Source organism: Pseudomonas sp. FBCC-B545 (genome assembly GCF_059134095.1).
Genome location: NZ_CP101441.1, coordinates 4,946,612 through 4,968,623, shown reverse-complemented (window position 1 = coordinate 4,968,623; position 22,012 = coordinate 4,946,612). Strand labels below are relative to the sequence as shown.

At 59.7% G+C, this 22,012-nt stretch carries 21 protein-coding genes; 4 read left to right on the top strand and 17 right to left on the bottom strand.

Annotated elements, in window-relative coordinates:
• Nucleotides 1–108 precede the first annotated feature (108 nt).
• The 11 genes from NMB39_RS23085 to NMB39_RS23035 all read right to left on the bottom strand — a co-directional run bounded on the left by NMB39_RS23085 (nucleotide 109) and on the right by NMB39_RS23035 (nucleotide 12,565).
• The gene (locus NMB39_RS23085; RefSeq protein WP_124361500.1) at nucleotides 109–447 is read right to left on the bottom strand and encodes a GlpM family protein; all 339 of its coding nucleotides are present in this window, start codon (nucleotides 445–447) and stop codon (nucleotides 109–111) included.
• A complete protein-coding gene (gene aauR, locus NMB39_RS23080; RefSeq protein WP_231989063.1) occupies nucleotides 447–1,727 on the bottom strand; it encodes a two-component response regulator AauR in 1,281 nt (426 codons plus the stop codon). Before aauR ends, NMB39_RS23085 begins: the two co-directional genes overlap by 1 nt.
• A gap of 65 nt (nucleotides 1,728–1,792) precedes the next feature.
• On the bottom strand, nucleotides 1,793–3,694 hold the full coding sequence (gene aauS, locus NMB39_RS23075; RefSeq protein WP_057021811.1) for a two-component sensor histidine kinase AauS: 1,902 nt from the start codon (nucleotides 3,692–3,694) through the stop codon (nucleotides 1,793–1,795).
• 123 nt (nucleotides 3,695–3,817) lie between these two features.
• The gene (locus NMB39_RS23070) at nucleotides 3,818–4,552 is read right to left on the bottom strand and encodes an amino acid ABC transporter ATP-binding protein (RefSeq protein WP_046071143.1); all 735 of its coding nucleotides are present in this window, start codon (nucleotides 4,550–4,552) and stop codon (nucleotides 3,818–3,820) included.
• Nucleotides 4,549–5,220, bottom strand: a complete 672-nt coding sequence (locus tag NMB39_RS23065; protein WP_057021812.1) for an amino acid ABC transporter permease — start codon at nucleotides 5,218–5,220, stop codon at nucleotides 4,549–4,551. Before NMB39_RS23065 ends, NMB39_RS23070 begins: the two co-directional genes overlap by 4 nt.
• Entirely contained in the window at nucleotides 5,220–5,966 is a 747-nt protein-coding gene (locus NMB39_RS23060; protein ID WP_057012160.1) for an amino acid ABC transporter permease, read from the bottom strand. Before NMB39_RS23060 ends, NMB39_RS23065 begins: the two co-directional genes overlap by 1 nt.
• A gap of 193 nt (nucleotides 5,967–6,159) precedes the next feature.
• Nucleotides 6,160–7,086, bottom strand: coding sequence for a glutamate/aspartate ABC transporter substrate-binding protein (locus NMB39_RS23055; protein WP_043048814.1), 927 nt, complete (start codon nucleotides 7,084–7,086; stop codon nucleotides 6,160–6,162).
• A gap of 378 nt (nucleotides 7,087–7,464) precedes the next feature.
• Nucleotides 7,465–9,003, bottom strand: a complete 1,539-nt coding sequence (gene glpD, locus NMB39_RS23050) for a glycerol-3-phosphate dehydrogenase (RefSeq protein ID WP_306957216.1) — start codon at nucleotides 9,001–9,003, stop codon at nucleotides 7,465–7,467.
• A 276-nt stretch (nucleotides 9,004–9,279) separates the two neighbouring features.
• On the bottom strand, nucleotides 9,280–10,035 hold the full coding sequence (locus NMB39_RS23045; RefSeq protein ID WP_014717134.1) for a DeoR/GlpR family transcriptional regulator: 756 nt from the start codon (nucleotides 10,033–10,035) through the stop codon (nucleotides 9,280–9,282).
• 95 nt (nucleotides 10,036–10,130) lie between these two features.
• The gene (gene glpK, locus NMB39_RS23040; protein ID WP_057021814.1) at nucleotides 10,131–11,636 is read right to left on the bottom strand and encodes a glycerol kinase GlpK; all 1,506 of its coding nucleotides are present in this window, start codon (nucleotides 11,634–11,636) and stop codon (nucleotides 10,131–10,133) included.
• A 74-nt stretch (nucleotides 11,637–11,710) separates the two neighbouring features.
• Nucleotides 11,711–12,565: an MIP/aquaporin family protein gene (locus NMB39_RS23035; protein WP_057021815.1), complete on the bottom strand. Its 855-nt coding sequence runs from the start codon at nucleotides 12,563–12,565 to the stop codon at nucleotides 11,711–11,713.
• Between the two features lie 327 nt (nucleotides 12,566–12,892).
• Between NMB39_RS23035 and ybaK the strand changes: the two genes are divergently transcribed.
• Nucleotides 12,893–13,363, top strand: a complete 471-nt coding sequence (ybaK, locus tag NMB39_RS23030) for a Cys-tRNA(Pro) deacylase (protein ID WP_057021816.1) — start codon at nucleotides 12,893–12,895, stop codon at nucleotides 13,361–13,363.
• Between the two features lie 81 nt (nucleotides 13,364–13,444).
• Here ybaK and NMB39_RS23025 read toward each other — a convergent pair whose 3' ends face one another.
• Both NMB39_RS23025 and argF read right to left on the bottom strand, forming a co-directional pair.
• Entirely contained in the window at nucleotides 13,445–14,488 is a 1,044-nt protein-coding gene (locus NMB39_RS23025; RefSeq protein WP_057021817.1) for an ABC transporter ATP-binding protein, read from the bottom strand.
• The gene (gene argF / locus NMB39_RS23020; RefSeq protein ID WP_057021818.1) at nucleotides 14,485–15,405 is read right to left on the bottom strand and encodes an ornithine carbamoyltransferase; all 921 of its coding nucleotides are present in this window, start codon (nucleotides 15,403–15,405) and stop codon (nucleotides 14,485–14,487) included. The genes NMB39_RS23025 and argF overlap by 4 nt, the downstream gene beginning before the upstream one ends.
• 435 nt (nucleotides 15,406–15,840) lie before the next feature.
• Between argF and NMB39_RS23015 the strand changes: the two genes are divergently transcribed.
• Together NMB39_RS23015 and grxD are read left to right on the top strand one after the other, a co-directional pair.
• Nucleotides 15,841–17,949 (top strand): molybdopterin oxidoreductase family protein, encoded by a 2,109-nt coding sequence (locus NMB39_RS23015; protein WP_494340024.1) that lies wholly within the window; start codon nucleotides 15,841–15,843, stop codon nucleotides 17,947–17,949.
• Nucleotides 17,950–18,035: 86 nt separating this feature from the next.
• Nucleotides 18,036–18,374, top strand: a complete 339-nt coding sequence (gene grxD / locus NMB39_RS23010) for a Grx4 family monothiol glutaredoxin (RefSeq protein WP_005785264.1) — start codon at nucleotides 18,036–18,038, stop codon at nucleotides 18,372–18,374.
• Nucleotides 18,375–18,437: 63 nt separating this feature from the next.
• Here grxD and bfr read toward each other — a convergent pair whose 3' ends face one another.
• Both bfr and NMB39_RS23000 read right to left on the bottom strand, forming a co-directional pair.
• A complete protein-coding gene (gene bfr, locus NMB39_RS23005; protein ID WP_043048827.1) occupies nucleotides 18,438–18,908 on the bottom strand; it encodes a bacterioferritin in 471 nt (156 codons plus the stop codon).
• 200 nt (nucleotides 18,909–19,108) lie between these two features.
• On the bottom strand, nucleotides 19,109–19,327 hold the full coding sequence (locus tag NMB39_RS23000; RefSeq protein ID WP_017526354.1) for a bacterioferritin-associated ferredoxin: 219 nt from the start codon (nucleotides 19,325–19,327) through the stop codon (nucleotides 19,109–19,111).
• A gap of 242 nt (nucleotides 19,328–19,569) precedes the next feature.
• Between NMB39_RS23000 and NMB39_RS22995 the strand changes: the two genes are divergently transcribed.
• On the top strand, nucleotides 19,570–20,172 hold the full coding sequence (locus NMB39_RS22995; RefSeq protein ID WP_003172097.1) for a peroxiredoxin: 603 nt from the start codon (nucleotides 19,570–19,572) through the stop codon (nucleotides 20,170–20,172).
• Between the two features lie 67 nt (nucleotides 20,173–20,239).
• Here the strand turns inward: NMB39_RS22995 and rnt are convergent, their stop codons facing one another.
• A complete protein-coding gene (gene rnt / locus NMB39_RS22990; RefSeq protein WP_046071155.1) occupies nucleotides 20,240–20,911 on the bottom strand; it encodes a ribonuclease T in 672 nt (223 codons plus the stop codon).
• Nucleotides 20,908–21,954: a dihydroorotase gene (gene pyrC, locus NMB39_RS22985; RefSeq protein WP_057021819.1), complete on the bottom strand. Its 1,047-nt coding sequence runs from the start codon at nucleotides 21,952–21,954 to the stop codon at nucleotides 20,908–20,910. Before pyrC ends, rnt begins: the two co-directional genes overlap by 4 nt.
• Nucleotides 21,955–22,012: the final 58 nt, after the last annotated feature.

The window sequence follows — 22,012 nt, the reverse complement described above, 5'->3', positions numbered from 1 at the left end:
AATGTGGGAGGGGGCTTGCCCCCGATGGCAGTGGGTCAGTTGAAGACTAGGTGACTGACACACCGCTATCGGGGGCAAGCCCCCTCCCACATTTTGGACCGAGTTGAGTCAGGTATGGAGGCGTACCCACACGCTGACCAGCACCGTCGCGGCCATCAACCACGCTACGGCCGCCACAGCGAGTGACGCTTCCAGCCGCATCCGATCCACCATCACATACAAGGTCGCCAAATACACAAAGTAAGGAATGATCGACCACATCCCGAACACGATGGTGGTCTTCAAGTCCTCCACCGAACGGCCCTTGCCGACGATGTAATGGGCAATCAACGCAAAGGTCGGAAACAGCGGCACCAGCCCCGCGATGTAATAATTTTTGGTCTTGGCCAACGCCGCCAGGATCAACACCACCGCCGCGCCAAGGGCGGCCTTCAAAAACAGGTCCATCAGTGGCTCAACCCGTATTTCTTGACCTTGTCGAACAACGTGGTCTTGGCCATTCCCAGTTCCTGGCTGGCCTGGGTCAGGTTGCCGCCGCTGCGTTGCAGGGCGTCGCTGAGCAGGTTGCGCTCAAAGGCTTCCACTGCCTCGGTAAAGGCCAGCCCCTGGTTACCGCTGCCGGCGCCGCTTTTCTTGAAGGCGGGCAGGCCGAGGGCGAAGCGTTCGGCGACGTTGCGTAGCTCCCGCACGTTGCCCGGCCAGTCGTGGCTCATCAGGCTGGACAAGGTCTGGTTGTCGAGGTCCGGGACGCTGCGGTCGAAGCGCAGTGACGATTGCTGCAGGAAGTGTTCGAACAGCTGCAGGATGTCTTCGCGCCGCTCGCGCAGGGGCGGCAGTTCCAGGGTCACCACATTGAGGCGGTAGTACAGGTCGCTGCGGAACTGGCTGGCGCGGCTCAGTTCGTCGAGGTCGGACTTGGTGGCGGCGATAACCCGGCAATCCACCGCCACGCTCTGGTTCGAACCCAGGCGTTCCAGGGTGCGTTCCTGTAGGACACGCAGCAGTTTGATCTGCAGGTTGATCGGCATGCTTTCCACTTCATCGAGGAAGAGTGTGCCTTGGTGGGCGTGCTCGATCTTGCCGATGCGGCGCTTGCCGGCGCCGGTAAAGGCGTTGGCTTCGTGGCCGAAAATTTCGCTTTCGAACAGGTTCTCCGGCAGGCCTCCGCAGTTCAAGGCGACGAACTGGTGGGAATGGCGCCGGCTGAAATCATGCAGGCAGCGCGCGACCAACTCCTTGCCGGTGCCGGTCTCGCCTTCGATCAGCACGTTGGCCGAGGTGTCGGCGACGTTGGCGATCAGTTCGCGCAGGTTTTGCATCGCCGGCGAGCGGCCAATGATGCGGCCTTCCAACGAGTCGCGCTCGGCCAGTTGGCGACGCAACGACCAGACTTCCCGCGCCAGCCCGCGCTGCTCCAGGGCGCGGCGGGCGACTTCCACCAGGCGTTCGGGGGAGAAGGGCTTTTCCATGAAGTCGTAGGCGCCATTGCGCATGGCACCCACCGCCATGGAGATGTCGCCGTGCCCGGTGATCAGTACCACCGGCAGGCTTTTATCCAGGGCCTTGAGTCGGGTCAGCAGTTCCAGACCGTCGATACCCGGCAGGCGGATATCGCTGATGACGACGCCGGCGAAGTTTTCGCCGATGCGATGCAGCGCCTCTTCGGCACTGCCCACACCGATGCTGGGAATGTCTTCCAGCGCCAGGGCTTGCTGGCAGCCCAGCAGCACATGGGGGTCGTCCTCGACGATCAGCACGGTGAGGTCGTCGGTCGCAGTTGTAGTGTCTGTATTCATGTCGACTCGGCTTGTTGAGTGCCCACCAGCGGCAGGCTCAGGACAAAGGCAGTACCACCACCGGCAGGGTGCTCCACGGCGAGATTGCCGCCGGTGGCCGCCGCGAGGCTGGCCGATAGCGTCAGGCCCAGGCCCAGGCCCTGCTCGCCAGGCTTGGTGGTGAAGAACGGTTCGAACAAATGCTTGCGCGTCTCGGGGTCGATGCCATGGCCGTTGTCACGCACCCGCAGGCGGTATTTGCCATCGACGACCTGGCCTTCCAGCCATAGCTGCGGTGCCGGTTGCGCTTGCATCGCATCAAGGGCATTGCCGATCAGGTTGACCAGGATCTGCTCCAGGCGCGTCTGGTCGATCTGCAATTGGACGTTGATGAAGTCACGGTGCAAGGTCAACGGCAGGCCGTCCAGGCGTGCGCCCAGTACCTGGAACGCGGCGTCCACGGCCTTGCCGAGGTTGGCTTCGCCCTGGTCGTCACCGCGTCGGGCAAAGGAGCGCAGGCTGGCGGTGATGCGGCCCATGCGGTCGATCAATTCGTTGATGGCCTTGAGGTTGGTACTGGCGGTGTCCAGGGCGCCGCGCTCGAGGAAACGCACCGTGTTGCCCGACAGCGTGCGCAGGGCCGCCAGCGGTTGGTTCAATTCGTGGGCGATGCTGGTGGACATCTGGCCGATGGCCGCGAGTTTGCCGGCCTGCACCAGTTCGTCCTGGGCGTGGCGCAGGGTCTCTTCGGCCTGGCGCCGTTCGCGGATCTGGCCCTTGAGCCGTTCGTTGCTGGCGCGCAGGTCGGCGGTGCGTTCGGCAATCCGCCGTTCCAGCTGGCTGTTGGCCTCCTGCAGGGCTTCCCGGGCGGCGAGGCGGGTGGCAATGACTTTGCGCCGTTCATTCCACGCAATCAGCAAAAAGGCCACCAGGCCAAAGGCCACGGCTACCAGGATGCCCTGGTTGATCGCGGCGCGGCGCAGGTCGTTGAGCGGGGTGAGCAGGGTGAAATGCCACGGTGTGTCGTTGAGCGGACGGGTTTGCGCCAGGTAGCTGACGGCGTGCTCGTCGTTGACCACTTCGCTGTTGGCCGGGAAGGTCAGTTTCTCGGTGCCTTCGTTCAGGCGCTCACGGGCCAGGGGCTGCAGTTCGTTGAGCGTTGCCCAGTAATATTGCAGGCTGTGGGCCAGGCGTTCCTTGGTGTCTTCGCTCAGTGGGCGTACGGCCTTGAGGCGGCGGGCCGGGTCGCTGGAGAGGATGATGATGCCGTTCTCGTCGCTTACGAAAGCTTCGAGGCGGGCGCGTTGCCAGCGTTCTTCCAAGGCTTCGAGGCGGACCTTGACCACCGCGACGCCGATAATCTTGCCATGCTCTTCCAAGCCATGGGCCAGGTAATAGCCGGGTTCGCCGTTGGTGCTGCCGATGCCATAGAAGCGGCCGGGCTGGCCGCGTACGGCATTCTGGAAATAGGCGCGGAAGGACAGGTCTTCGCCCTGGTAACTGTCGGCATCGCGCCAGTTACTGGTGGCCAGCACGCGGCCGGTGGTGTCCATCACGTAGATGGCCCGGCTGCGACTGCGGCGATTCAGGCCCTCGAGGTAAGCATTGACCGTGGTGCGGGTTTCCTGGTTCGGGTCGGCCAGCAACCGCGAAACGCTCGACTCGAGCTCCAACAGGCTGGGCAGGTAGGTGTATTTGCTCAGTTCGCTTTCGACGGTGCGGGCGTGCAGCTCCAACTGGCGTTCGCCGTTATCGCTGAGGGTGCGGATGCCATAGTACTCACTGACCCAGAAGCCGATATAGCCCAAGCCGACCATCAGGGCGATGATCAACGGCGGCAGGAAGAGTTGGCGTATCAGACGAGGCTTCACGGCAAGTGATGGCGGCGCGGCGCGATATTGATTGGGGTCGCATTTCATCACAGATGCCTTGGGTCAACCAGAGCTGCCAGCCTGTGTGGTCCAGTGTGGGAGGGAGCTTGCCCCCCCTCCCACATTGGCCCGGTTTCTACAGTAGGAGCTGTGTACTTAGCTAAGTAGTACTTAGTGCTGCAGAATTTTCTCAAGGAAGTGCTGCGCACGTTCGGAGCGGGCGCTGATGTCGCCGAAGAACTCTTCCTTCGGGCAGTCCTCGATGATCTTGCCGGCGTCCATGAAGATCACGCGGTCGGCCACTTTGCGTGCAAAGCCCATTTCGTGGGTCACGCACATCATGGTCATGCCTTCCTGGGCCAGTTGCACCATCACGTCGAGTACTTCGTTGACCATTTCCGGGTCCAGTGCCGAGGTCGGTTCGTCGAACAGCATGACGATCGGGTCCATGGCCAGTGCGCGGGCGATTGCCACACGTTGCTGCTGGCCCCCGGAGAGCTGGCCAGGATGCTTGTGGGCGTGTGCCGACAAGCCCACGCGGTCAAGCAGCTGCAGGCCTTTCTTGGTGGCTTCTTCCTTGCTGCGGCCCAGCACCTTGATCTGCGCGATGGTCAGGTTTTCGGTAATGGTCAGGTGCGGGAACAGCTCGAAGTGCTGGAATACCATGCCCACCCGCGAACGCAGTTTCGGCAGGTTGGTCTTCGGGTCGGCGATGGAGGTGCCATCGACCACTACGTCGCCTTTCTGGAACGGTTCCAAAGCGTTGACGCACTTGATCAGGGTGGATTTGCCCGAGCCGGACGGCCCGCACACCACGATCACTTCGCCTTTTTTAACCTCGGTGCTGCAATCGGTCAGCACCTGGAAGTCGCCATACCACTTGTTGATGTTCTTGATAGAGATCATACGGCAAACCTTTTTTGCAGACGCTTGACCAGCAGCGAGGCGGAAAAGCTGATGATGAAGTAGACGACACCGGCAAAGATCAGGAACTCATTGGAGCGGCCGATGATGTCGCCGTTGGAGCGGGCGGAGTTGAGGAAGTCCACCAGGCCCACGGTGTAGACCAGCGAAGTGTCCTGGAACAGGATGATCGATTGTTGCAGCAACAGTGGCGTCATCTTGCGGAACGCCTGGGGCAGGATGATCAGGCGCATGGTCTGCCCGTAGGTCATGCCCATGGCTTGTGCCGCCGCCATCTGGCCCTTGGGAATCGACTGCACGCCGGCTCGCACGATTTCGCAGAAATACGCGGCTTCGAACATCATGAACGCCACGACGCAGGAGGTGAACGCACCGATGGGAGTGTCTTCGCCGGTGATCCAGCGCAGCACGAACGGCACCGCCAGGTAGAACCAGGTAATCACCAGCAGCAGCGGGATCGAGCGGAAGTAGTTCACATAGGCGCCGGCCACACGCGACAGCAGTTTGCTGGACGACAGGCGCATCAACGCAAGGATCGTACCCAGGATGATGCCGCCGACCACGCCCATGACCATCAACTGCAGGGTCATGACCATGCCGTTCCACAGGCCCGGGATGGCGGGGATGATGCCGCTGAAATCAAATTCCATTATTTACCCCCCACGGAGATCAGGCCGGGCACTGCGACTTTCTTCTCGACCATGCGCATCAGCAACATCAGGCTCATGTTCAGGGTGAAATAGATCAGCGTGGCCAAGGTGAAGGCTTCGAACAGGTTGGCCGAGAACTCGGCGGTCTGCTTGGTTTGCGCCAACAGTTCCATCAAGCCGATCAAGGACGCCACCGAGGAGTTCTTGAAAACGTTGAGGAATTCCGAGGTAAGCGGCGGAATGATGATGCGATAGGCCTGGGGCAGCAGCACGTTCCAGTAGATCTGCGGCAGCTTGAAGCCCATGGCGCGTGCGGCGGACTCCTGGCCACGGGGCAGCGCCTGGATGCCGGTACGCACTTGTTCACACACGCGGGCGGCGGTGAACAGGCCCAGGCACACGACAACGCTCAGGTAGGCCGAGGTAGTCGGGTTCAGGTCTTGCTTGTACCAGTCCTGCAGGTTCTGTGGCAGCAGGTCGGGCACCAGGAAGTACCAGATGAACAGCTGAACCAGCAACGGCACGTTACGAAACAGTTCCACGTAGCAGGTCGCAATGCCCGATACGATGCGGTTTGGCACGGTGCGCATGACCCCCAGAATGGAGCCCAGCAGCAAGGCGATGATCCATGCCACGACAGCGATGGCGATGGTCCAGCCCAGGCCGGCGATGTACCAGTCGAGATACGTCTCGCTGCCAACGCCAGTGGACTTGAAGAACACGCCCCAGTCCCAGTTGTAATTCATTAGGGTCTCCCCTCGAGATCGATCAATGTACTAGCACCCGCTTGGGGAAGATCCTTTCCCGCCTGGCAATGAATGCCAGGCACACACGATCGGCTCGGAAACCGCCAGGTCGAGTGTTCCAAATTAAAGCTAGCAGGTAGTAACAGATGCCTGGGGGGAGTGAGCCCCCCAGGCGATAAGGTTAGTCAGGTTTTCAGATCTTTACTTCCGGTGCCGGCTTGTCGGTCGGATTCGCGATCAGTTCCTTGACCTTTTCGCTCATCGGGAAGTTGAGGTTCAGGCCTTTTGGTGGAATAGGGCTCTCGAACCATTTGGCGTAGATCTTGTTGATTTCGCCGGATTTGAACAGCCCGACGATGGCGTCATCCACGGCTTTCTTGAAGGCCGGGTCGCCTTTGCGCACCATGCAGGCATAGGCTTCAAAGGACTGCGGAGTACCGGTGATGACCCAGTCGTCCGGCTTCTTGGCCTTGGCTTCTTCGCCGGCGAGCAGGGCGTCATCCATCATGAACGCAACGGCACGGCCGCTTTCGAGCATCTGGAAGGATTCGCCATGGTCCTTGGCGGAGATGACGTTCATGCCCATCTGCTTGTCGGCGTTCATCGCCTTGATGATGCGCTCGGACGTGGTGCCAGCGGTGGTCACGACGTTCTTGCCCTTAAGATCGGCAAAGTCGCTGTAGGAGGGCTTGCCTTCCTTGTCTTTCTTGACCAGCAGGCGGGTGCCGATTTCGAAGATGTTAGTCGAAAAATCGACTTGCTGGGCGCGTTCGGCGTTGTTGGTGGTGGAGCCGCACTCGAGGTCCGCGGTGCCGTTCTGGATCAGCGGAATACGGGTTTGCGAAGTCACCAGGTTGTACTTGACCTTCAGGTCGGGCTTGTTCAGGTCTTTTTTCAGGGCTTCAACGACGGCCAGCTGAATGTCGTGGGAGTAGCCCACGGGTTTGCCCGAACCATCCGCGATGTAGGAAAACGGAATGGAGCTGTCGCGGTGAGCGAGAGTGATGGTGCCGGAGTCGTTGATTTTCTTCAGTGTGCCGGTGAGTTCGGCGGCGAAAACTGGAGTGCTGATCAGAGCAGCAGCAATAGCTGCGCCCAGGATATGGGGAACGATGCGCATCAATACTTCCTCGACATTTGTTTTTTTTATGAAGCCAGCTAAACGGCTCTTTTGTACAGCGAATGCCCGTGACGGCTCCTAAGGCGCCTCAGGTAATCGTCAAAGAGTGTAGAGCATGAGTCGTGCCATACCGAAAATAAAAGGTTAACTTCATGATTTATATCGGGATTAACTTTATGTTGCGACGCGGTTTTCGACGCCGGGTCCGGCAAACCGAATAGGGCGCGAGCTTGCGTTCGGAAAACCGAATGCCGCCCAGGTCATCTGCGGGAGCGAGCTTGCTCGCGAAAACGCAAAAGCGCCGCGTTTACTCTAAATAAACGCGGCGCTCTCAGGTTTCTCGCGAGCAAGCTCGCTCCGACAGTTTGGGGATGGCTATCAGGCCGCTTCGATCTTGCTACGGCTCTGTTCGACCTTCGCCAGGTAGCGTTGCACGTTGTCCTGCTCTTGCGGGGTGGTGAACAGGCCAAGCTTGGTACGGCGCCACAGTACGTCCTGCGGTTGCGTCACCCATTCTTCGGCGCACAGGTAATCAACTTCACGGGTGTACAGGCCGCCACCCAGGTGGTCACCCAGGTCGGCCAGCGATTGCACGCCCTCCAGCAGGCGCCAGGTGCGGCTGCCGTAGGTGGTGGACCAGCGGCGGGCGATTTCGCTCGGGATCCAGTCGAACTTGGCGCGGATCGCATCGGCCAGGGCTTCGGGCGTGGTCATGTTTTCACCGCCGGGCAGGCTGGCCGTGGCTGTCCAGCTTGGGCGCATCTGGGTGAAGTACGGCGCCAGCTGGGCCATGGCCGACTCGGCCAGCTTGCGATAGGTGGTGAGCTTGCCGCCGAACACCGACAGGATCGGCGCTTCGCCATTGCCGCCGGACAGCGCCAGGGTGTAGTCGCGGGTGATGGCCGACGGGTTGTCCGACTCGTCGTTGCACAGTGGGCGCACGCCGGAGTAGGTGTGGACGATATCGTCACGGCTCAGCTGTTTCTTGAAGTGCGCGTTGACCACCTTGAGCATGTAGTCGGTTTCACCTTCTGTAATCGCTACTTTCGCCGGATCGCCGGTGTATTCGCGATCAGTGGTGCCGATGATGGTCAGGTGGTTCAGGTACGGAATAGTGAAGACGATGCGTTGGTCTTCGTTCTGCAGGATGTGCGCGTGGGCGCCTTCGTACAGTCTTGGCACGATCAGGTGGCTGCCCTGGATCAGGCGGATGCCGTAGGGCGAATCCAGCTTGAGGTCGTCCCTGATGAACTTGGCGACCCACGGGCCGGCAGCATTCACCAGTGCGCGGGCGCGGATCGAGAACAGGCTGCCATCGGCACGTTCCATGTTCATCTCCCACATGCCGTTGCTGCGATGGGCGCTGATGCAACGGGTCTGGGTATGGATGTGCGCGCCTTTTTCACGGGCAGCCATGGCGTTGAGTACCACCAGGCGGGCGTCATCCACCCAGCAGTCGGAGTATTCGAAGCCCTTGGTGATTTCGCTTTTCAGCGGGCTGTCGGCGCCGAACTTGAGGCTTTTGGAACCCGCCAGTTTCTCCCGCTTGCCCAAGTGGTCATAAAGGAACAAGCCGGCACGAATCATCCAGGCTGGACGCAAGTGCGGACGGTGGGGCAGTACGAAGCGCATCTGCTTGACGATATGCGGTGCCTTGGCCAGCAGCACTTCACGTTCGGCCAGGGCTTCACGCACCAGGCGGAATTCGTAATGTTCCAGGTAGCGCAAGCCGCCGTGGATCAGCTTGCTGCTGGCCGATGAGGTGTGGCTGGCCAGGTCGTCCTTTTCGCAAAGGAATACCGACAAACCGCGACCGGCTGCGTCTGCTGCAATGCCGACGCCATTGATCCCGCCACCGATTACGGCAACGTCATAGACTTCGGCAAGCGGTGGAGCAGGCAAGGTGGAAGGGTTCATCGGCTAGCCTCGCGATCTTTTCGTCTTGGAATTCGAACATTAATGTTCATTTGCGAAAATGGTAGCTGATAAATGCGCGCACAGCCACCCGACTTCGATTAAAAAAACTCATCGAAGGATGGGGAAAGGAAAATTTGTGAACATGAGCCTGGGGAAGGCTCAGGAAATGCAGTGCTGGACAGATCGCCATCGGGGGCATGCCCCCTCCCACATTTGAATGGGTTCACACATTAAAGTGTGGGAGGGGGCTTGCCCCCGATGGCGTCAGTACAGACGCTACACGACTTCCAGTCGCACCTTGTGCTCATTCAACACTTGCACCAACGCCGGCACCGGCTGTTGATCAGTCACCAGACAATCCACCAGGCTGATCGGCCCCAGGCGAATCATGGCATTGCGCCCGAACTTGCTGGAGTCCGCCGCCAGGATCACCTGGCGCGCATTGGCAATGATTGCCTGGGAAACCCGCACTTCCTGATAATCAAAGTCCAGCAGGCTGCCGTCCTCGTCGATGCCACTGATGCCCACCAAGGCAAAGTCGACCTTGAACTGGTTGATGAAATCGACACTGGCCTGGCCCACCACACCGCCATCGCGGCGTACGTTGCCGCCGGTGAGCAACACATCGAAGTCGTCCTTGGCACTGAGCATCGTGGCGACGTTGAGGTTGTTGGTGATGATTTTCAGGTGGTTGTGATTGAGCAGTGCACGAGCGATGGATTCGGTGGTGGTGCCGATATTGATGAACAGCGAGGCGTGGTCGGGAATTTGCGCCGCGATGGCTTCACCGATGCGCTGTTTCTCGTCGCGCATCTGGTCTGCACGCATGGCATACGCGGTGTTCTCGACACTGGAGTCATAGGCCGCGCCGCCGTGGTAGCGGCGCAACAGATTGGCGTCCGCCAACTGGTTGATATCACGGCGGATGGTTTGCGGGGTAACAACGAATAGCTGCGCCATTTCCTCGATACTGACATAACCGCGTTCGCGGACCAGTTCGAGGATTTGTTGTTGGCGGGGAGGCAGATTCATGGGGCGTCCTTTGGGCTGCCATACAAAAGTGGCCCATGATGACGCAGGAATCCGCTCCCTGCCAGTTACAACCCTATATGGAGCTCGCGATCGGCCTATTCAGCGCCTTCGTGAGGTTCCCAATCACGGGTGCGACTCACCGCTTTTTGCCAGCCGGCGTAGAGCTTCTCTTTGGCGGCTTCGTCCAGTTGGGGGTCGAATTCGCGCTCGATCACCGCCTTGCCACGCAGTTCGTCCAGGCTGCCCCAGAAGCCACACGCCAGGCCGGCCAGGTAGGCAGCGCCGAGGGCAGTGGTTTCGCGCATTTGCGGGCGTTCGACCTGGGTACCGAGGATGTCGGCCTGGAATTGCATCAGGAAGTTGTTGGCAACCGCACCGCCATCCACACGCAGGGCCTTGAGGCGTTCGCCAGAATCTTGTTGCATTGCGTCGAGTACATCGCGGGTCTGGAAGGCAATCGACTCCAGGGCTGCACGAATAATGTGGTCCACGCGTACGCCGCGAGTCAGGCCGAACAGCGCACCACGGGCATACGGGTCCCAATAAGGCGCGCCCAGCCCGGTGAAAGCCGGGACCAGATACACGCCGTTGCTGTCCTTGACCTTGCCGGCAAAGTATTCGGTGTCGTGGGCGTCATTGATGATTTTCAGCTCGTCACGCAGCCATTGCACGGTGGAACCGCCGTTGAAGACCGCGCCTTCAAGGGCGTAGGCCACTTCACCGCGTGGGCCGCAGGCGATGGTGGTGAGCATGCCGTGCTTGGATTTCACTGCCTTGTCGCCGGTGTTCATCAGCAGGAAGCAGCCGGTGCCGTAGGTGTTCTTGGCCTGGCCGGCTTCCACGCACATTTGGCCGAACAGCGCGGCTTGTTGGTCACCGGCGATGCCGCCGATGGCGATGCCGCTCTTGGTGCGGCCATAGATTTCGGAGGAAGACTTTACTTGCGGCAGCATTTCCCGCGGCACCTCCAGAATCTCCAGCATCTTCGCATCCCACTCCAGGGTGTGGATGTTGAAGAGCATGGTGCGCGAGGCGTTGGTGTAGTCGGTGACGTGGGTCTTGCCGCCGGTAAACTTCCAGATCAGCCAGCTATCGATGGTGCCGAACAGCAGTTCGCCATTGCGTGCACGCTCGCGGCTGCCTTCAACGTTATCGAGGATCCACTTGAGTTTGGTGCCGGAAAAGTAGGGGTCGGTGACCAGCCCGGTGGTGTCGTTGATGTACTGCTCGTGGCCGTCGCGCTTGAGCTGCTGGCAGATTTCGGTACTGCGGCGGCACTGCCAGACGATCGCGTTGTAGATCGGGCGGCCGGTGATCTTGTCCCAGACTACGGTGGTCTCGCGCTGGTTGGTGATGCCAATGGCGGCGACCTGGTCATGGTGCAGGCCGGCTTGCGCCAGCGCTTCGACCATCACCGCGCTCTGGGTGGCAAAGATTTCCATCGGGTCATGTTCGACCCAGCCGGCTTGCGGGTAATGCTGGGTGAATTCACGCTGGGCGGTGCACACCACGTTGGCGTCACGATCGAAGATGATCGCCCGGGAACTGGTAGTGCCCTGGTCAAGGGCAATGATGTAGTTCTTATTCTGAATGTCGGTCATGTCAGGTGCCTTACGAAATAAGGAAGTCAGAAATCAGCCTGGGCCGCGAAGGGCAGGGGACCAGGCTGGCGCTTTCAGGAAATACGGGTCTTGCCGTTGACAGCCGTGTCAGGTGTTTCAGCTATAACAGGTGCGGCGCTTGGCAGGTGGCGGGCAATCAGCCCGCGATAGGCTGCGGCGCCGAGGCATGCGCCGACAATCGGGGCGAAAATCGGCACCAGGAAATAAGGAATGTCGCGGCCACCAGTGAAGGCCATTTCACCCCAACCGGCGAAAAAGGTCATCAGCTTGGGTCCGAAATCCCGTGCCGGATTCATCGCAAAGCCGGTCAGCGGGCCCATGGCGCTACCAATCACGGCGATCAGCAAGCCGATCAGCAGCGGGGCCAGCGGGCCGCGTGGCAGGCCGTTGTTGTCATCGGTAAGGGCCATGATCACGCCCATCAGGATCGCGGTGATGACCATTTCCACCAGGAATGCCTGGGCGGTGCTCAGGAGTGCATGGGGATAGGTGGAGAACACGGATGCCAGTTCCAGGCTGGCCTGGGAGCCGCGGACCATATGGTGGGTTTGTTCGTAATCGAAAAACAGGTTGCTATAAAGCGTATATACCAAGGCGGCGGAGCAGAAGGCGCCGGCGATCTGGGCAAGAATATAGAAGGGCAGTTTGCGCTTTTCAAAATCGGCAAAAATGCACAGGGCGATACTGACCGCCGGGTTGAGGTGAGCCCCGGAAATACCGGCACTCAGGTAGATCGCCATGCTCACGCCGATCCCCCAGATAATACTGATTTCCCAGAGGCCGAAGCTCGCACCCGCGACCTTGAGCGCGGCGACACATCCTGTACCGAAGAAGATCAGCAGCGCGGTCCCCAGGAATTCGGCCATGCATTGGCTCGAAAGTGAAGGCTGTTGAAGAGCAGTTGTCATGGAAAACCTCGATTGTTGTTCTTGTCTGGCGCACTGCCTCAGCGGGCGGTTGCGCGATTTTCACCGTGACAAGGATCCCCATCCTGGGTCGCGGCTTACTGCTGGAGTACTGAGGAGTATTCCTACAGTATTCGGAAACGAAAAAATATAGACAAGAATGACCGCTGTCAAAGGTCGAAAGTGAACCGCCAGTCACTTTCTAACTATTGGTCTGATGAATGATCATGCGGGTTAGGTTTGGCCTGTGCGCCAGCAGCGCTTGAACTAGAGCGTTTTGCCTGCGCTTGGCCTAGAATTGGACACCTGTTTTCCCTGCCCGGAGACTCCATGACGCCCGCATTGGATTTGTTGAAAAAAGTTCGCGCCGAACATCGCATCCATAGTTATGAACATGACCCGAAGGCAGCTTCGTATGGCCTGGAGGCCGCGGAAAAATTGGGCCTGGACCCCGCGCAGGTGTTCAAGACGCTGCTGGCGAGCAGTGAAAAAGGCGAATTGTTGGTAGCGGTGGTGCCGGTCGTCGGAAGTCTTGATTTGAAAGCGCTGGCTCATGCGGCGGGCGTGAAAAAAGTCGAAATGGCCGATCCGGCGGCGGCTCAGCGTTCCACCGGTTACCTGTTGGGCGGCATCAGCCCACTGGGGCAAAAGAAGCGCCTGCGTACGTTTATCGACGAAACGGCGCAACCCTTTGCAACGATTTTTGTGAGTGCGGGGCGGCGGGGGCTGGAGGTGGAGTTACCCGCAGCAGTGCTGGCTGAACATACCCAGGCCAAATTCGCGCCGATTGGCCGGGCCTGACTTTCAGCCCTGTTACAATCCAAATGTGGGAGGGGGCTTGCCCCCTCCCACATGTTTAACCCGGCTTCCTCAGGAAGCTGCTTACGCCTGGAACAGCACCAGATGCTCGGCAGCCACTCGAATCCCCACATCCGTCCCCATCTGTTGATCAACATGGCTGGGGAAAATCGATTCCAGCTGTGCACCCGTTGGCAGTTGCAACCGGTACAAGGTCGAGGCTCCCTGGAACGTCTTGCCGACGATCCGAGCTTTCAATGCGCTGTCCGGCGCGTAGACGATATCATCCGGGCGCAGCAAAACATCCACCGCGCCGCCGATGGCCCAGGTATAGGCGCGATTACCACGCAGGTCACCCAGCTCGGTGCTCACTGACTCGGGCGAGTTCAATTGACCCCGGATGAAATAGCCCTGGCCGATAAAACTGGCGACATAGGGCGTCTGCGGTTCGTGATAAAGGTTGTAGGGCGTATCCCACTGTTCAAGGCGACCTTCCTTGAACACGCCGACATGGTCACTGACGGCGAACGCTTCTTCCTGGTCATGGGTGACGAGGATCGCACTGGTGCCCCGCGCCTTGAGGATATCGCGCACTTCGTGGCTGAGCTTGCGGCGCAGTTCGCCATCCAGGTTGGAAAAAGGTTCGTCCAGCAGCAACAATTGTGGCTCCGGCGCCAAAGCGCGGGCGAGGGCGACACGTTGCTGCTGGCCGCCGGAAAGCTCGTGGGGGAACCGCTTTCCCAGATCCTTCAGATTCACCAGTTCCAGCAACTCGGCAACTACGCGATCCTTTTGCGGATGTTTGCGAATACCGAAGCCGATGTTATCGGCCACGCTCAGGTGCGGGAACAGAGCGTAGTCCTGGAACACCATGCCGATACGACGTTTCTCGGGTGCCAGGGTGAAACCGGCGCTGGAGATGACTTCACCCGCCAGGCTGATTTCGCCTTCGTGTATCGGCTCAAAGCCGGCAATGGCGCGCAAGGTGGTGGTCTTGCCGCACCCCGAGGAACCGAGCAGGCAACCGATGTCGCCGGCATTGAGGTGCAGGTTGAGGTTCTGCACCACCCGTTGATCTTGATAGCCGCATGCCAGATTGCGCAGGTTCAGCAGGAGTGGCTGGCTCATGCGTGGTGGTACGACGGTTCGACGAGAAATTCCAGCAGGGCTTTTTGCGCATGCAGGCGGTTCTCGGCCTGGTCCCAAGCCACCGAACGTGGGTCGTCGAGCAGGTCGAGGCTGATTTCTTCGCCACGGTGGGCAGGCAGGCAATGCATGAACAGCACGTCGGGCGCGGCCGTATCGAGCAGGGCACGGGTCACCTGGAACGGCGCGAACAGGGCCAGGCGCTTGGCCGTTTCGTCTTCCTGGCCCATGGAGGTCCAGACGTCGGTGCTGACCAGGTGGGCGCCGACTACGGCATCCTTGGGGTCGCGTAGCAATTGCACACGGCCATCGGCCTTGGCCATGAACTCGGTGCTCGGCTCGTAGCCTTCAGGGCAGGCGATACGCAGGTGGAAGTCGAACTGGATCGCCGCTTCTATATAGCTGTTGCACATGTTGTTGCCGTCGCCGATCCAGGCCACGGTCTTGCCCTGGATCGAGCCCCGGTGTTCGAGGAAGGTTTGCATGTCGGCCAGCAACTGGCAGGGGTGCAGGTCATCGGACAGGCCATTGATCACTGGCACGCGGGAGTTGGCGGCAAATTCAGTCAGGTTGCTGTGGGCGAAGGTACGGATCATCACCGCGTCGAGCATGCGCGACATGACCCTGGCGCAATCGCTGATCGGCTCACCGCGGCCCAGTTGGGTATCACGCGGTGACAGGAAAATCGCCTGGCCGCCCAGCTGGATCATGCCAGCTTCGAACGACAGGCGTGTACGCGTCGAGGATTTCTCGAAAATCATCCCGAGTACGCGGTTTTTCAAAGGCTCAAACAGTACGCCGCGGTTACGCAGGTCTTTAAGCTCAATGCCTCGACGGATCACGCTGACCAGCTCTTCGGGCGTGCAATCCATCAGGGAGAGAAAGTGCCTTGCGCTCATCATTAACTACCTTTTTGCAACAGACCGCAGATACTCAAAGCCTTGTTTATTGTGACAACGGGCGAGACCTGCGGCGGAAGCCGCACGGGGCGACGAAATAGGGGAAGGCGCGATATTGACATTAAATGTCGCGTCTTACCAATAGGGCTACGGTTTTTAGGGGTGTTCAAGCAGGGCGCTGACGCGCGTTTGAAGACGATTTCCTGACAGCAGCGGGTCATTTGTACACTGGCGCCGAGGCCTTTTGCAATGCGCCGAGGCGGGCCCAAGCCAGGTAGCGTCGGTTTTAGCCAATGGGTGGAGGATTTCTGAAACATTTACTCATGCTTAGCCATGCCTTGGCCTATGCCCACCGATTCACAGCACGAAGGTTGCTGGCGCGCTGGCAGCTCGCCGCCCATAGTTAAGCCAAAGCCCCTATAAAAGAGACTGGCCATGACCAAGACTCTCCATCACCGTGCCTGCCACCTGTGCGAAGCCATCTGCGGCCTGACCCTGGAAACCACCCAGGCTGACGATGGCAGCCTGGCGATTACCTCGATCAAGGGCGACCCCCTGGACAGTTTCAGTCGCGGGCACATCTGCCCCAAGGCCGTGGCCCTGCAGGATATCCAGAACGACCCGGACCGCCTGCACCAGCCGATGCTGCGGGTCGGCAGCGAATGGCAGCCGATCGCATGGGATGAAGCGTTTGCCATGGTGGCCGAACGGCTGGCAAGCATCCAGGCCCGGCACGGGCAGAACGCCGTGGCGGTGTATCAGGGCAACCCCAGCGTGCACAACTATGGGTTGATGACCCACAGCAACTACTTTCTCGGGCTATTGAAAACGCGCAATCGCTTTTCCGCCACCTCGGTCGACCAACTGCCCCATCACCTCACCAGCCACCTCATGTACGGCCATGGCCTGTTGCTGCCCATTCCGGACATCGACCATACCGACTTCATGTTGATTCTCGGCGGCAACCCGCTGGCCTCCAACGGCAGCATAATGACCGTGCCGGACGTGGAAAAACGCCTCAAGGCCATCCAGGCGCATGGCGGCAAAGTGGTGGTGGTCGACCCTCGGCGCAGCGAGACAGCCGCCATCGCCGACCAGCACTTGTTCGTACGCCCCGGAGGCGACGCGGCGCTGTTGTTCGGGCTGCTCAACACCTTGTTCGCTGAGGGGCTGACCCGCGACAGCCATTTGCCAGTTGAAGGGCTGGAAGACGTGCGCCGAGCAATTGTCGGCTTCAGCGCCGAGGCAATGAGTCGTCAGTGTGCGGTGCCTGCCGAGCAGATTCGGCAGTTGGCCCGCGATTTCGCTGGCGCTGACAAAGCCGTTTGCTACGGCCGAATGGGCGTCTCGACCCAGGCGTTCGGCACCCTGTGTCACTGGTTGGTGCAGTTGATCAACCTGGTAACTGGCAATCTCGACCGCGTGGGCGGTGCGCTGTGCACCAGCCCGGCGGTCGACCTGGTGGCCTCGACTGGTGGCGGCCATTTCAATCGCTGGCAGAGCCGTGTGTCCGGGCGCCCGGAATACGGTGGAGAGTTGCCGGTGTCGGCCCTGGCCGAGGAAATGCTCACCGAAGGCGAAGGACAGATCCGCGCGCTGGTGACAGTGGCCGGCAATCCGGTGCTGTCGACGCCCAACGGTCGCCAGTTGGAGCAGGCGCTGGATGGATTGGAGTTCATGGTCAGCGTCGATCTCTATATCAACGAGACCACGCGTTATGCCGACCTGATCCTGCCGTCCACCTCTGCATTGGAAAACGATCACTACGACACCACCTTCAATATGTTCGCGGTGCGCAATGTCACCCGCTTCAACCGTGCGATCCTGCCCAAGCCCGAGGGGGCGCTGCATGACTGGGAGATCTTTGTCGGCTTGGCCAAGGCATTCGCGGCGCAGACCGGCGTAGCGCTCAAGCCAACCCTGCCTCCGGCACAGATGATCGATTTCGGGCTGCGCGCAGGCGCCTACGGTGATGCATCCAGTCATAAGCTATCGGTGGCGATGTTGGCCGATCATCCCCATGGTGTGGACCTGGGGCCGCTCAAGGCCAATCTCGCAGCGCGTTTGAAGACTGTCGATGGCAAGGTCCAGGCGGCACCGGCTGTGATCCTCGCTGACCTGGCGCGCTTCGAGGCGCAGCCGGTGCCGGTGGCCGACGAGCTGCTGCTGATCGGCCGGCGTCATGTGCGCAGTAACAATTCCTGGATGCATAATTACCATCGGCTGGTGAAGGGCAAGCCACGCCATCAATTGCTGATGCATCCTGACGACCTCGCCAGGCGACAGCTCAATGACGGTCAACGGGTGCGGGTGAGTTCGCGCATCGGCATGATCGAAGTGGACGTGTTGGCCAGCCTGGACATGATGCCGGGCGTGGTCAGCCTGCCTCATGGCTGGGGGCATGGCCGCCCGGGCGTACAAATGAGCATCGCCAGTGCTCAGCCCGGGGCGAGTGCCAATGACTTGACCGACGAGCGGCAGTTGGACGAGTTGTCGGGTAACGCCGCGCTTAATGGCGTGCCGGTGCAAGTGGCAGCGGCGTGAGGTGCCCGAGCACCGCGCTGGGATTTTGCGTTACAATGCGCCACCGTGCCGACCTGTGAGTCGCAAAGTTCCAGCCGAGGTGTTCCATGGATATCATCGAAACGATCAAAGACCAGATTGCCAACAACACCATTCTGCTCTACATGAAGGGCGCGCCTAACGCTCCTCAGTGCGGTTTTTCCGCAAAAGCCTCCCAGGCCATCATGGCGTGTGGCGAGAAGTTCGCCTACGTGGATATCCTGCAGAATCCGGAAATTCGCGCCAACCTGCCTAAATACGCCAACTGGCCGACTTTCCCGCAACTGTGGGTAGCCGGTGAGCTGGTTGGCGGCAGCGACATCATCACTGAAATGGCAGCCGATGGTTCGCTGCAAGCGCTGATCAAAGACGCAGCGGAAAAAGCGGCAGCCAAGACTGAAGCTTGATTGACCGGCAATAAAAAGCCCCGCTTCTCAATACGAGAGCGGGGCTTTTTTGTACGCTAGGAGTTATTCACCCATCTGCGATTGCAGGTAGTTCTCCAGGCTGACCTTGTCGATCAGGCCCAGCTGGGTTTCAAGCCAGTCGATATGCTCTTCCTGGTCTTCCAGGATGTCTTCCAGCAGTTCACGGCTGCCGAAGTCGCCCTTGGTTTCGCAATGGGCGATGGCGGCCTTGAGGTCGCTATGGCTCTTGCGCTCAAAGCCCAGGTCGCTGCTGAGCATTTCCTGGGTATGCTCGCCGATGTTCAGCTTGCCCAGGTCCTGCACGTTCGGCAGGCCTTCCAGGAACAGGATGCGCTTGATCAGCGCGTCGGCGTCCTTCATGGCCTTGATCGATTCTTTGTATTCGCGCTTGCCAAGCTTTTCCAGGCCCCAATCGTCGTACATGCGCGCATGCAGAAAGTACTGATTGATCGCGACCAGTTCATTGGCAAGGATTTTGTTGAGTTGCTGGATGACTGAGATGTCGCCTTTCATGACTGGGGTCCTGCCCTGTAATAGCTGTGTATAGGGCAGAGTCTGAGCGGTGGAAATCCTAGTGTCAAACCTAAGTTATTGAATAATAAATGAAAATTAATCGGAATAAGAATGTTTGTGTTCCGCGTCTTGGTGCTAACTAATTGAATTACAGGCATAAAAAAACCGGACACTAGGTCCGGTTCTTTAAAACAGCCTTTTCAGGCGTGTGTAAATTCTGTCGAGTAGGGGAGCGCGGCCTGGGCTGTTTGCAGCTGCGTCAGGGTTTCCCGTACCACTTGCTTGGCGAGGCACGCACATTTACCACACTGACTGGCAACGCCGGTGGTTTCACGCACTTCTTTGTAGCTGCAGCAACCTTCGTAGATTGCTTCGCGGATTTGTCCGTCGGTGACGCCAGTGCAGAGGCAGACATACATAAGGGAGAACCGTCGCGGGTTTAAGGCTTAAGTGCGATGGATCTTAATGTTAACGAGAATGATTGTCAAAGTAGTTTCATCAACGATCTGCCGCGCATTGCCCATGCGCTGACGAACGGTTTTTTCAGTGTATGATGGACGGTCTTCACGAAGCGTGATTGCGTCATGTTTCTGTCGGATTCTACAGGCAGACTCGACCGGTCCTTTTGCTTCAATCGTCATCCCATATCAGGAGATATCCAATGAGCGTACTCGTCGGTAAACAAGCCCCGGATTTCGACGTCCCAGCCGTCCTCGGCAATGGCGAAATCGTTGATAGCTTCAAACTGTCCGAAGCCATCAAAGGCAAATACGGCCTGGTCTTCTTCTACCCGCTGGACTTCACCTTCGTCTGCCCTTCGGAGCTGATCGCCCTGGACCACCGCATGGACGACTTCAAGGCGCGTAATGTAGAAGTAGTGGCTGTTTCCATCGACTCCCACTTCACCCACAACGCTTGGCGCAACACTGCCATCAATGATGGCGGCATCGGCAAAGTCAAATACACCATGGCTGCCGACATGAAGCATGACATCGCCAAGGCCTACGACGTTGAATCCGAAGGCGGCGTGGCCTTCCGTGGCGCGTTCCTGATCGACGACAAGGGCGTCGTTCGCTCGCAGATCATCAACGACCTGCCGCTGGGTCGTAACATGGAAGAGCTCATTCGCCTGGTCGACGCCCTGCAATTCCACGAAGAGCACGGTGAAGTCTGCCCTGCCAACTGGAAAAAAGGCGACAAGGGCATGAACGCTTCGCCAGAAGGTGTTGCTGCTTACCTGACCGAGAACGCTGGCAAGCTGTAAGCGCCCGTTTCACGGCACAAAAAAACCGGCCTGAGAGGGCCGGTTTTTTTATGTGCGGGGTTCAACTTCAATCGCTGAAGTCTTCCCAGCCGCCCATCTGCTTCCAGCGATTGACGATGCCGCAGAACAGCTCGGCAGTCTTCTCGGTATCGTAGCGGGCCGAGTGAGCCTCACGGCCGTCGAAGTCGATACCGGCCGCCTGACAGGCTTTGGCCAACACGGTCTGGCCATACGCCAGACCGGCAAGGGTGGCGGTGTCGAAGCTGGAGAACGGGTGAAACGGATTGCGCTTCATGTCCAGTCGCGCCACGGCGGCATTCAGGAAGCCCAGGTCGAAACTGCTGTTGTGGCCCACCAGGATCGCGCGTTTGCAGCCATTGGCCTTCAGCGCTTTGCGCACACCGCGGAAGATATCGGTCAGCGCCGCTTCTTCGCTCACCGCCATGCGCAGCGGATGGTCGAGCTTGATGCCGGTGAACTCCAGGGCTGCCGCTTCGATATTGGCGCCTTCGAATGGCTCGACGCGGAAGAAGTGGGTATGTTCCGGGAACACAAAACCGTGTTCATCCATGCCGATAGTGGTAGCGGCGATTTCCAGCAAGGCGTCGGTGGCGCAATTGAAACCACCGGTTTCTACGTCGATGACAACCGGCAGATAGCCGCGAAATCGCTCGGCCATCGGGTGACGGGAACCGCCACCACTGTGCTCTTGTTCGTCGTCGTAATGGTCTTCACTCACTTGCTTTCCTCCAGCAGGCGCCAGCGCAGTGTTTCACCGGCGCGCAGCGGGATAACAGTCAGCTCGCCGAATGGCAGGCTGGCAGGGGCGGTCCAGTCTTCACGAACCAGGGTGATGCGGTCGGTATTTGCCGGCAGGCCGTAGAAACGCGGGCCATTGAGGCTGGCGAAGCCCTCGAGTTTGTCCAGGGCATTGCGCTGTTCAAACGCTTCGGCATACAGCTCTATAGCGGCGAACGCCGTGTAGCAACCGGCGCAACCGCAGGCGGCTTCCTTGGCGTGCTGGGCATGGGGCGCGGAGTCGGTGCCGAGGAAGAACTTCGGGTTGCCGCTGGTGGCGGCGTCCAGCAACGCCACCTGGTGGGTGTTGCGCTTGAGGATCGGCAGGCAGTAGAAGTGCGGCCGAATGCCGCCCACCAGCATGTGGTTGCGGTTGTAGAGCAGGTGATGGGCGGTGATGGTCGCGCCCACATTGGCCGAAGCCTCGGTGACGAACTGCACGGCATCGGCCGTGGTGATGTGCTCGAACACCACCTTCAGGGTCGGGAACAGCTCGACCACGCGACGCATGTGCTCGTCGATGAAGACCTTCTCGCGATCAAAAACGTCCACGTCGCCACGGGTGACTTCCCCGTGGATCAGCAGCGGCATGCCCACCTCGGCCATGGCTTCGATGGCTGGCAGGATCTTGTCGATGCTGGTCACGCCGGAATCGGAGTTGGTGGTCGCGCCGGCCGGGTACAGCTTGGCGGCGTGCACGAAGCCGCGGGCCTTGGCCTCACGAATTTCTTCAGGCTGGGTGCGGTCGGTCAGGTAGAGCACCATCAACGGTTCGAAGCGGCTGCCGGCCGGTCGTGCAGCGAGGATGCGCTGGCGATAGGCGTCGGCTTCTGCGGCATTGCGCACCGGAGGTACCAGGTTAGGCATGATGATGGCACGGCCAAACGTGCGCGCCACATCGGCCACGGTTTGGGGTAACGCAGCACCATCGCGAAGATGAATATGCCAGTCGTCGGGACGCAGCAGGGTCAGGCGGTCGGACATTGGGGATTCCAGGCGGGTCAATCTGGTGGGAATGCTACCGGAAAAGACTCTTGCAGGC

Bases quoted from the DNA above. Each gene is read 5' to 3' on its own strand.
- NMB39_RS23085 (WP_124361500.1), bottom strand. From the start codon at position 447: ATGGACCTGTTTTTGAAGGCCGCCCTTGGCGCGGCGGTGGTGTTGATC.
- aauS (WP_057021811.1), bottom strand. From the start codon at position 3,694: ATGAAATGCGACCCCAATCAATATCGCGCCGCGCCGCCATCACTTGCC.
- NMB39_RS23070 (WP_046071143.1), bottom strand. From the start codon at position 4,552: ATGATCTCTATCAAGAACATCAACAAGTGGTATGGCGACTTCCAGGTG.
- NMB39_RS23065 (WP_057021812.1), bottom strand. From the start codon at position 5,220: ATGGAATTTGATTTCAGCGGCATCATCCCCGCCATCCCGGGCCTGTGG.
- NMB39_RS23060 (WP_057012160.1), bottom strand. From the start codon at position 5,966: ATGAATTACAACTGGGACTGGGGCGTGTTCTTCAAGTCCACTGGCGTT.
- NMB39_RS23055 (WP_043048814.1), bottom strand. From the start codon at position 7,086: ATGCGCATCGTTCCCCATATCCTGGGCGCAGCTATTGCTGCTGCTCTG.
- glpD (WP_306957216.1), bottom strand. From the start codon at position 9,003: ATGAACCCTTCCACCTTGCCTGCTCCACCGCTTGCCGAAGTCTATGAC.
- NMB39_RS23045 (WP_014717134.1), bottom strand. From the start codon at position 10,035: ATGAATCTGCCTCCCCGCCAACAACAAATCCTCGAACTGGTCCGCGAA.
- glpK (WP_057021814.1), bottom strand. From the start codon at position 11,636: ATGACCGACATTCAGAATAAGAACTACATCATTGCCCTTGACCAGGGC.
- NMB39_RS23035 (WP_057021815.1), bottom strand. From the start codon at position 12,565: ATGACAACTGCTCTTCAACAGCCTTCACTTTCGAGCCAATGCATGGCC.
- ybaK (WP_057021816.1), top strand. From the start codon at position 12,893: ATGACGCCCGCATTGGATTTGTTGAAAAAAGTTCGCGCCGAACATCGC.
- NMB39_RS23025 (WP_057021817.1), bottom strand. From the start codon at position 14,488: ATGAGCCAGCCACTCCTGCTGAACCTGCGCAATCTGGCATGCGGCTAT.
- argF (WP_057021818.1), bottom strand. From the start codon at position 15,405: ATGAGCGCAAGGCACTTTCTCTCCCTGATGGATTGCACGCCCGAAGAG.
- NMB39_RS23015 (WP_494340024.1), top strand. From the start codon at position 15,841: ATGACCAAGACTCTCCATCACCGTGCCTGCCACCTGTGCGAAGCCATC.
- grxD (WP_005785264.1), top strand. From the start codon at position 18,036: ATGGATATCATCGAAACGATCAAAGACCAGATTGCCAACAACACCATT.
- bfr (WP_043048827.1), bottom strand. From the start codon at position 18,908: ATGAAAGGCGACATCTCAGTCATCCAGCAACTCAACAAAATCCTTGCC.
- NMB39_RS23000 (WP_017526354.1), bottom strand. From the start codon at position 19,327: ATGTATGTCTGCCTCTGCACTGGCGTCACCGACGGACAAATCCGCGAA.
- NMB39_RS22995 (WP_003172097.1), top strand. From the start codon at position 19,570: ATGAGCGTACTCGTCGGTAAACAAGCCCCGGATTTCGACGTCCCAGCC.
- pyrC (WP_057021819.1), bottom strand. From the start codon at position 21,954: ATGTCCGACCGCCTGACCCTGCTGCGTCCCGACGACTGGCATATTCAT.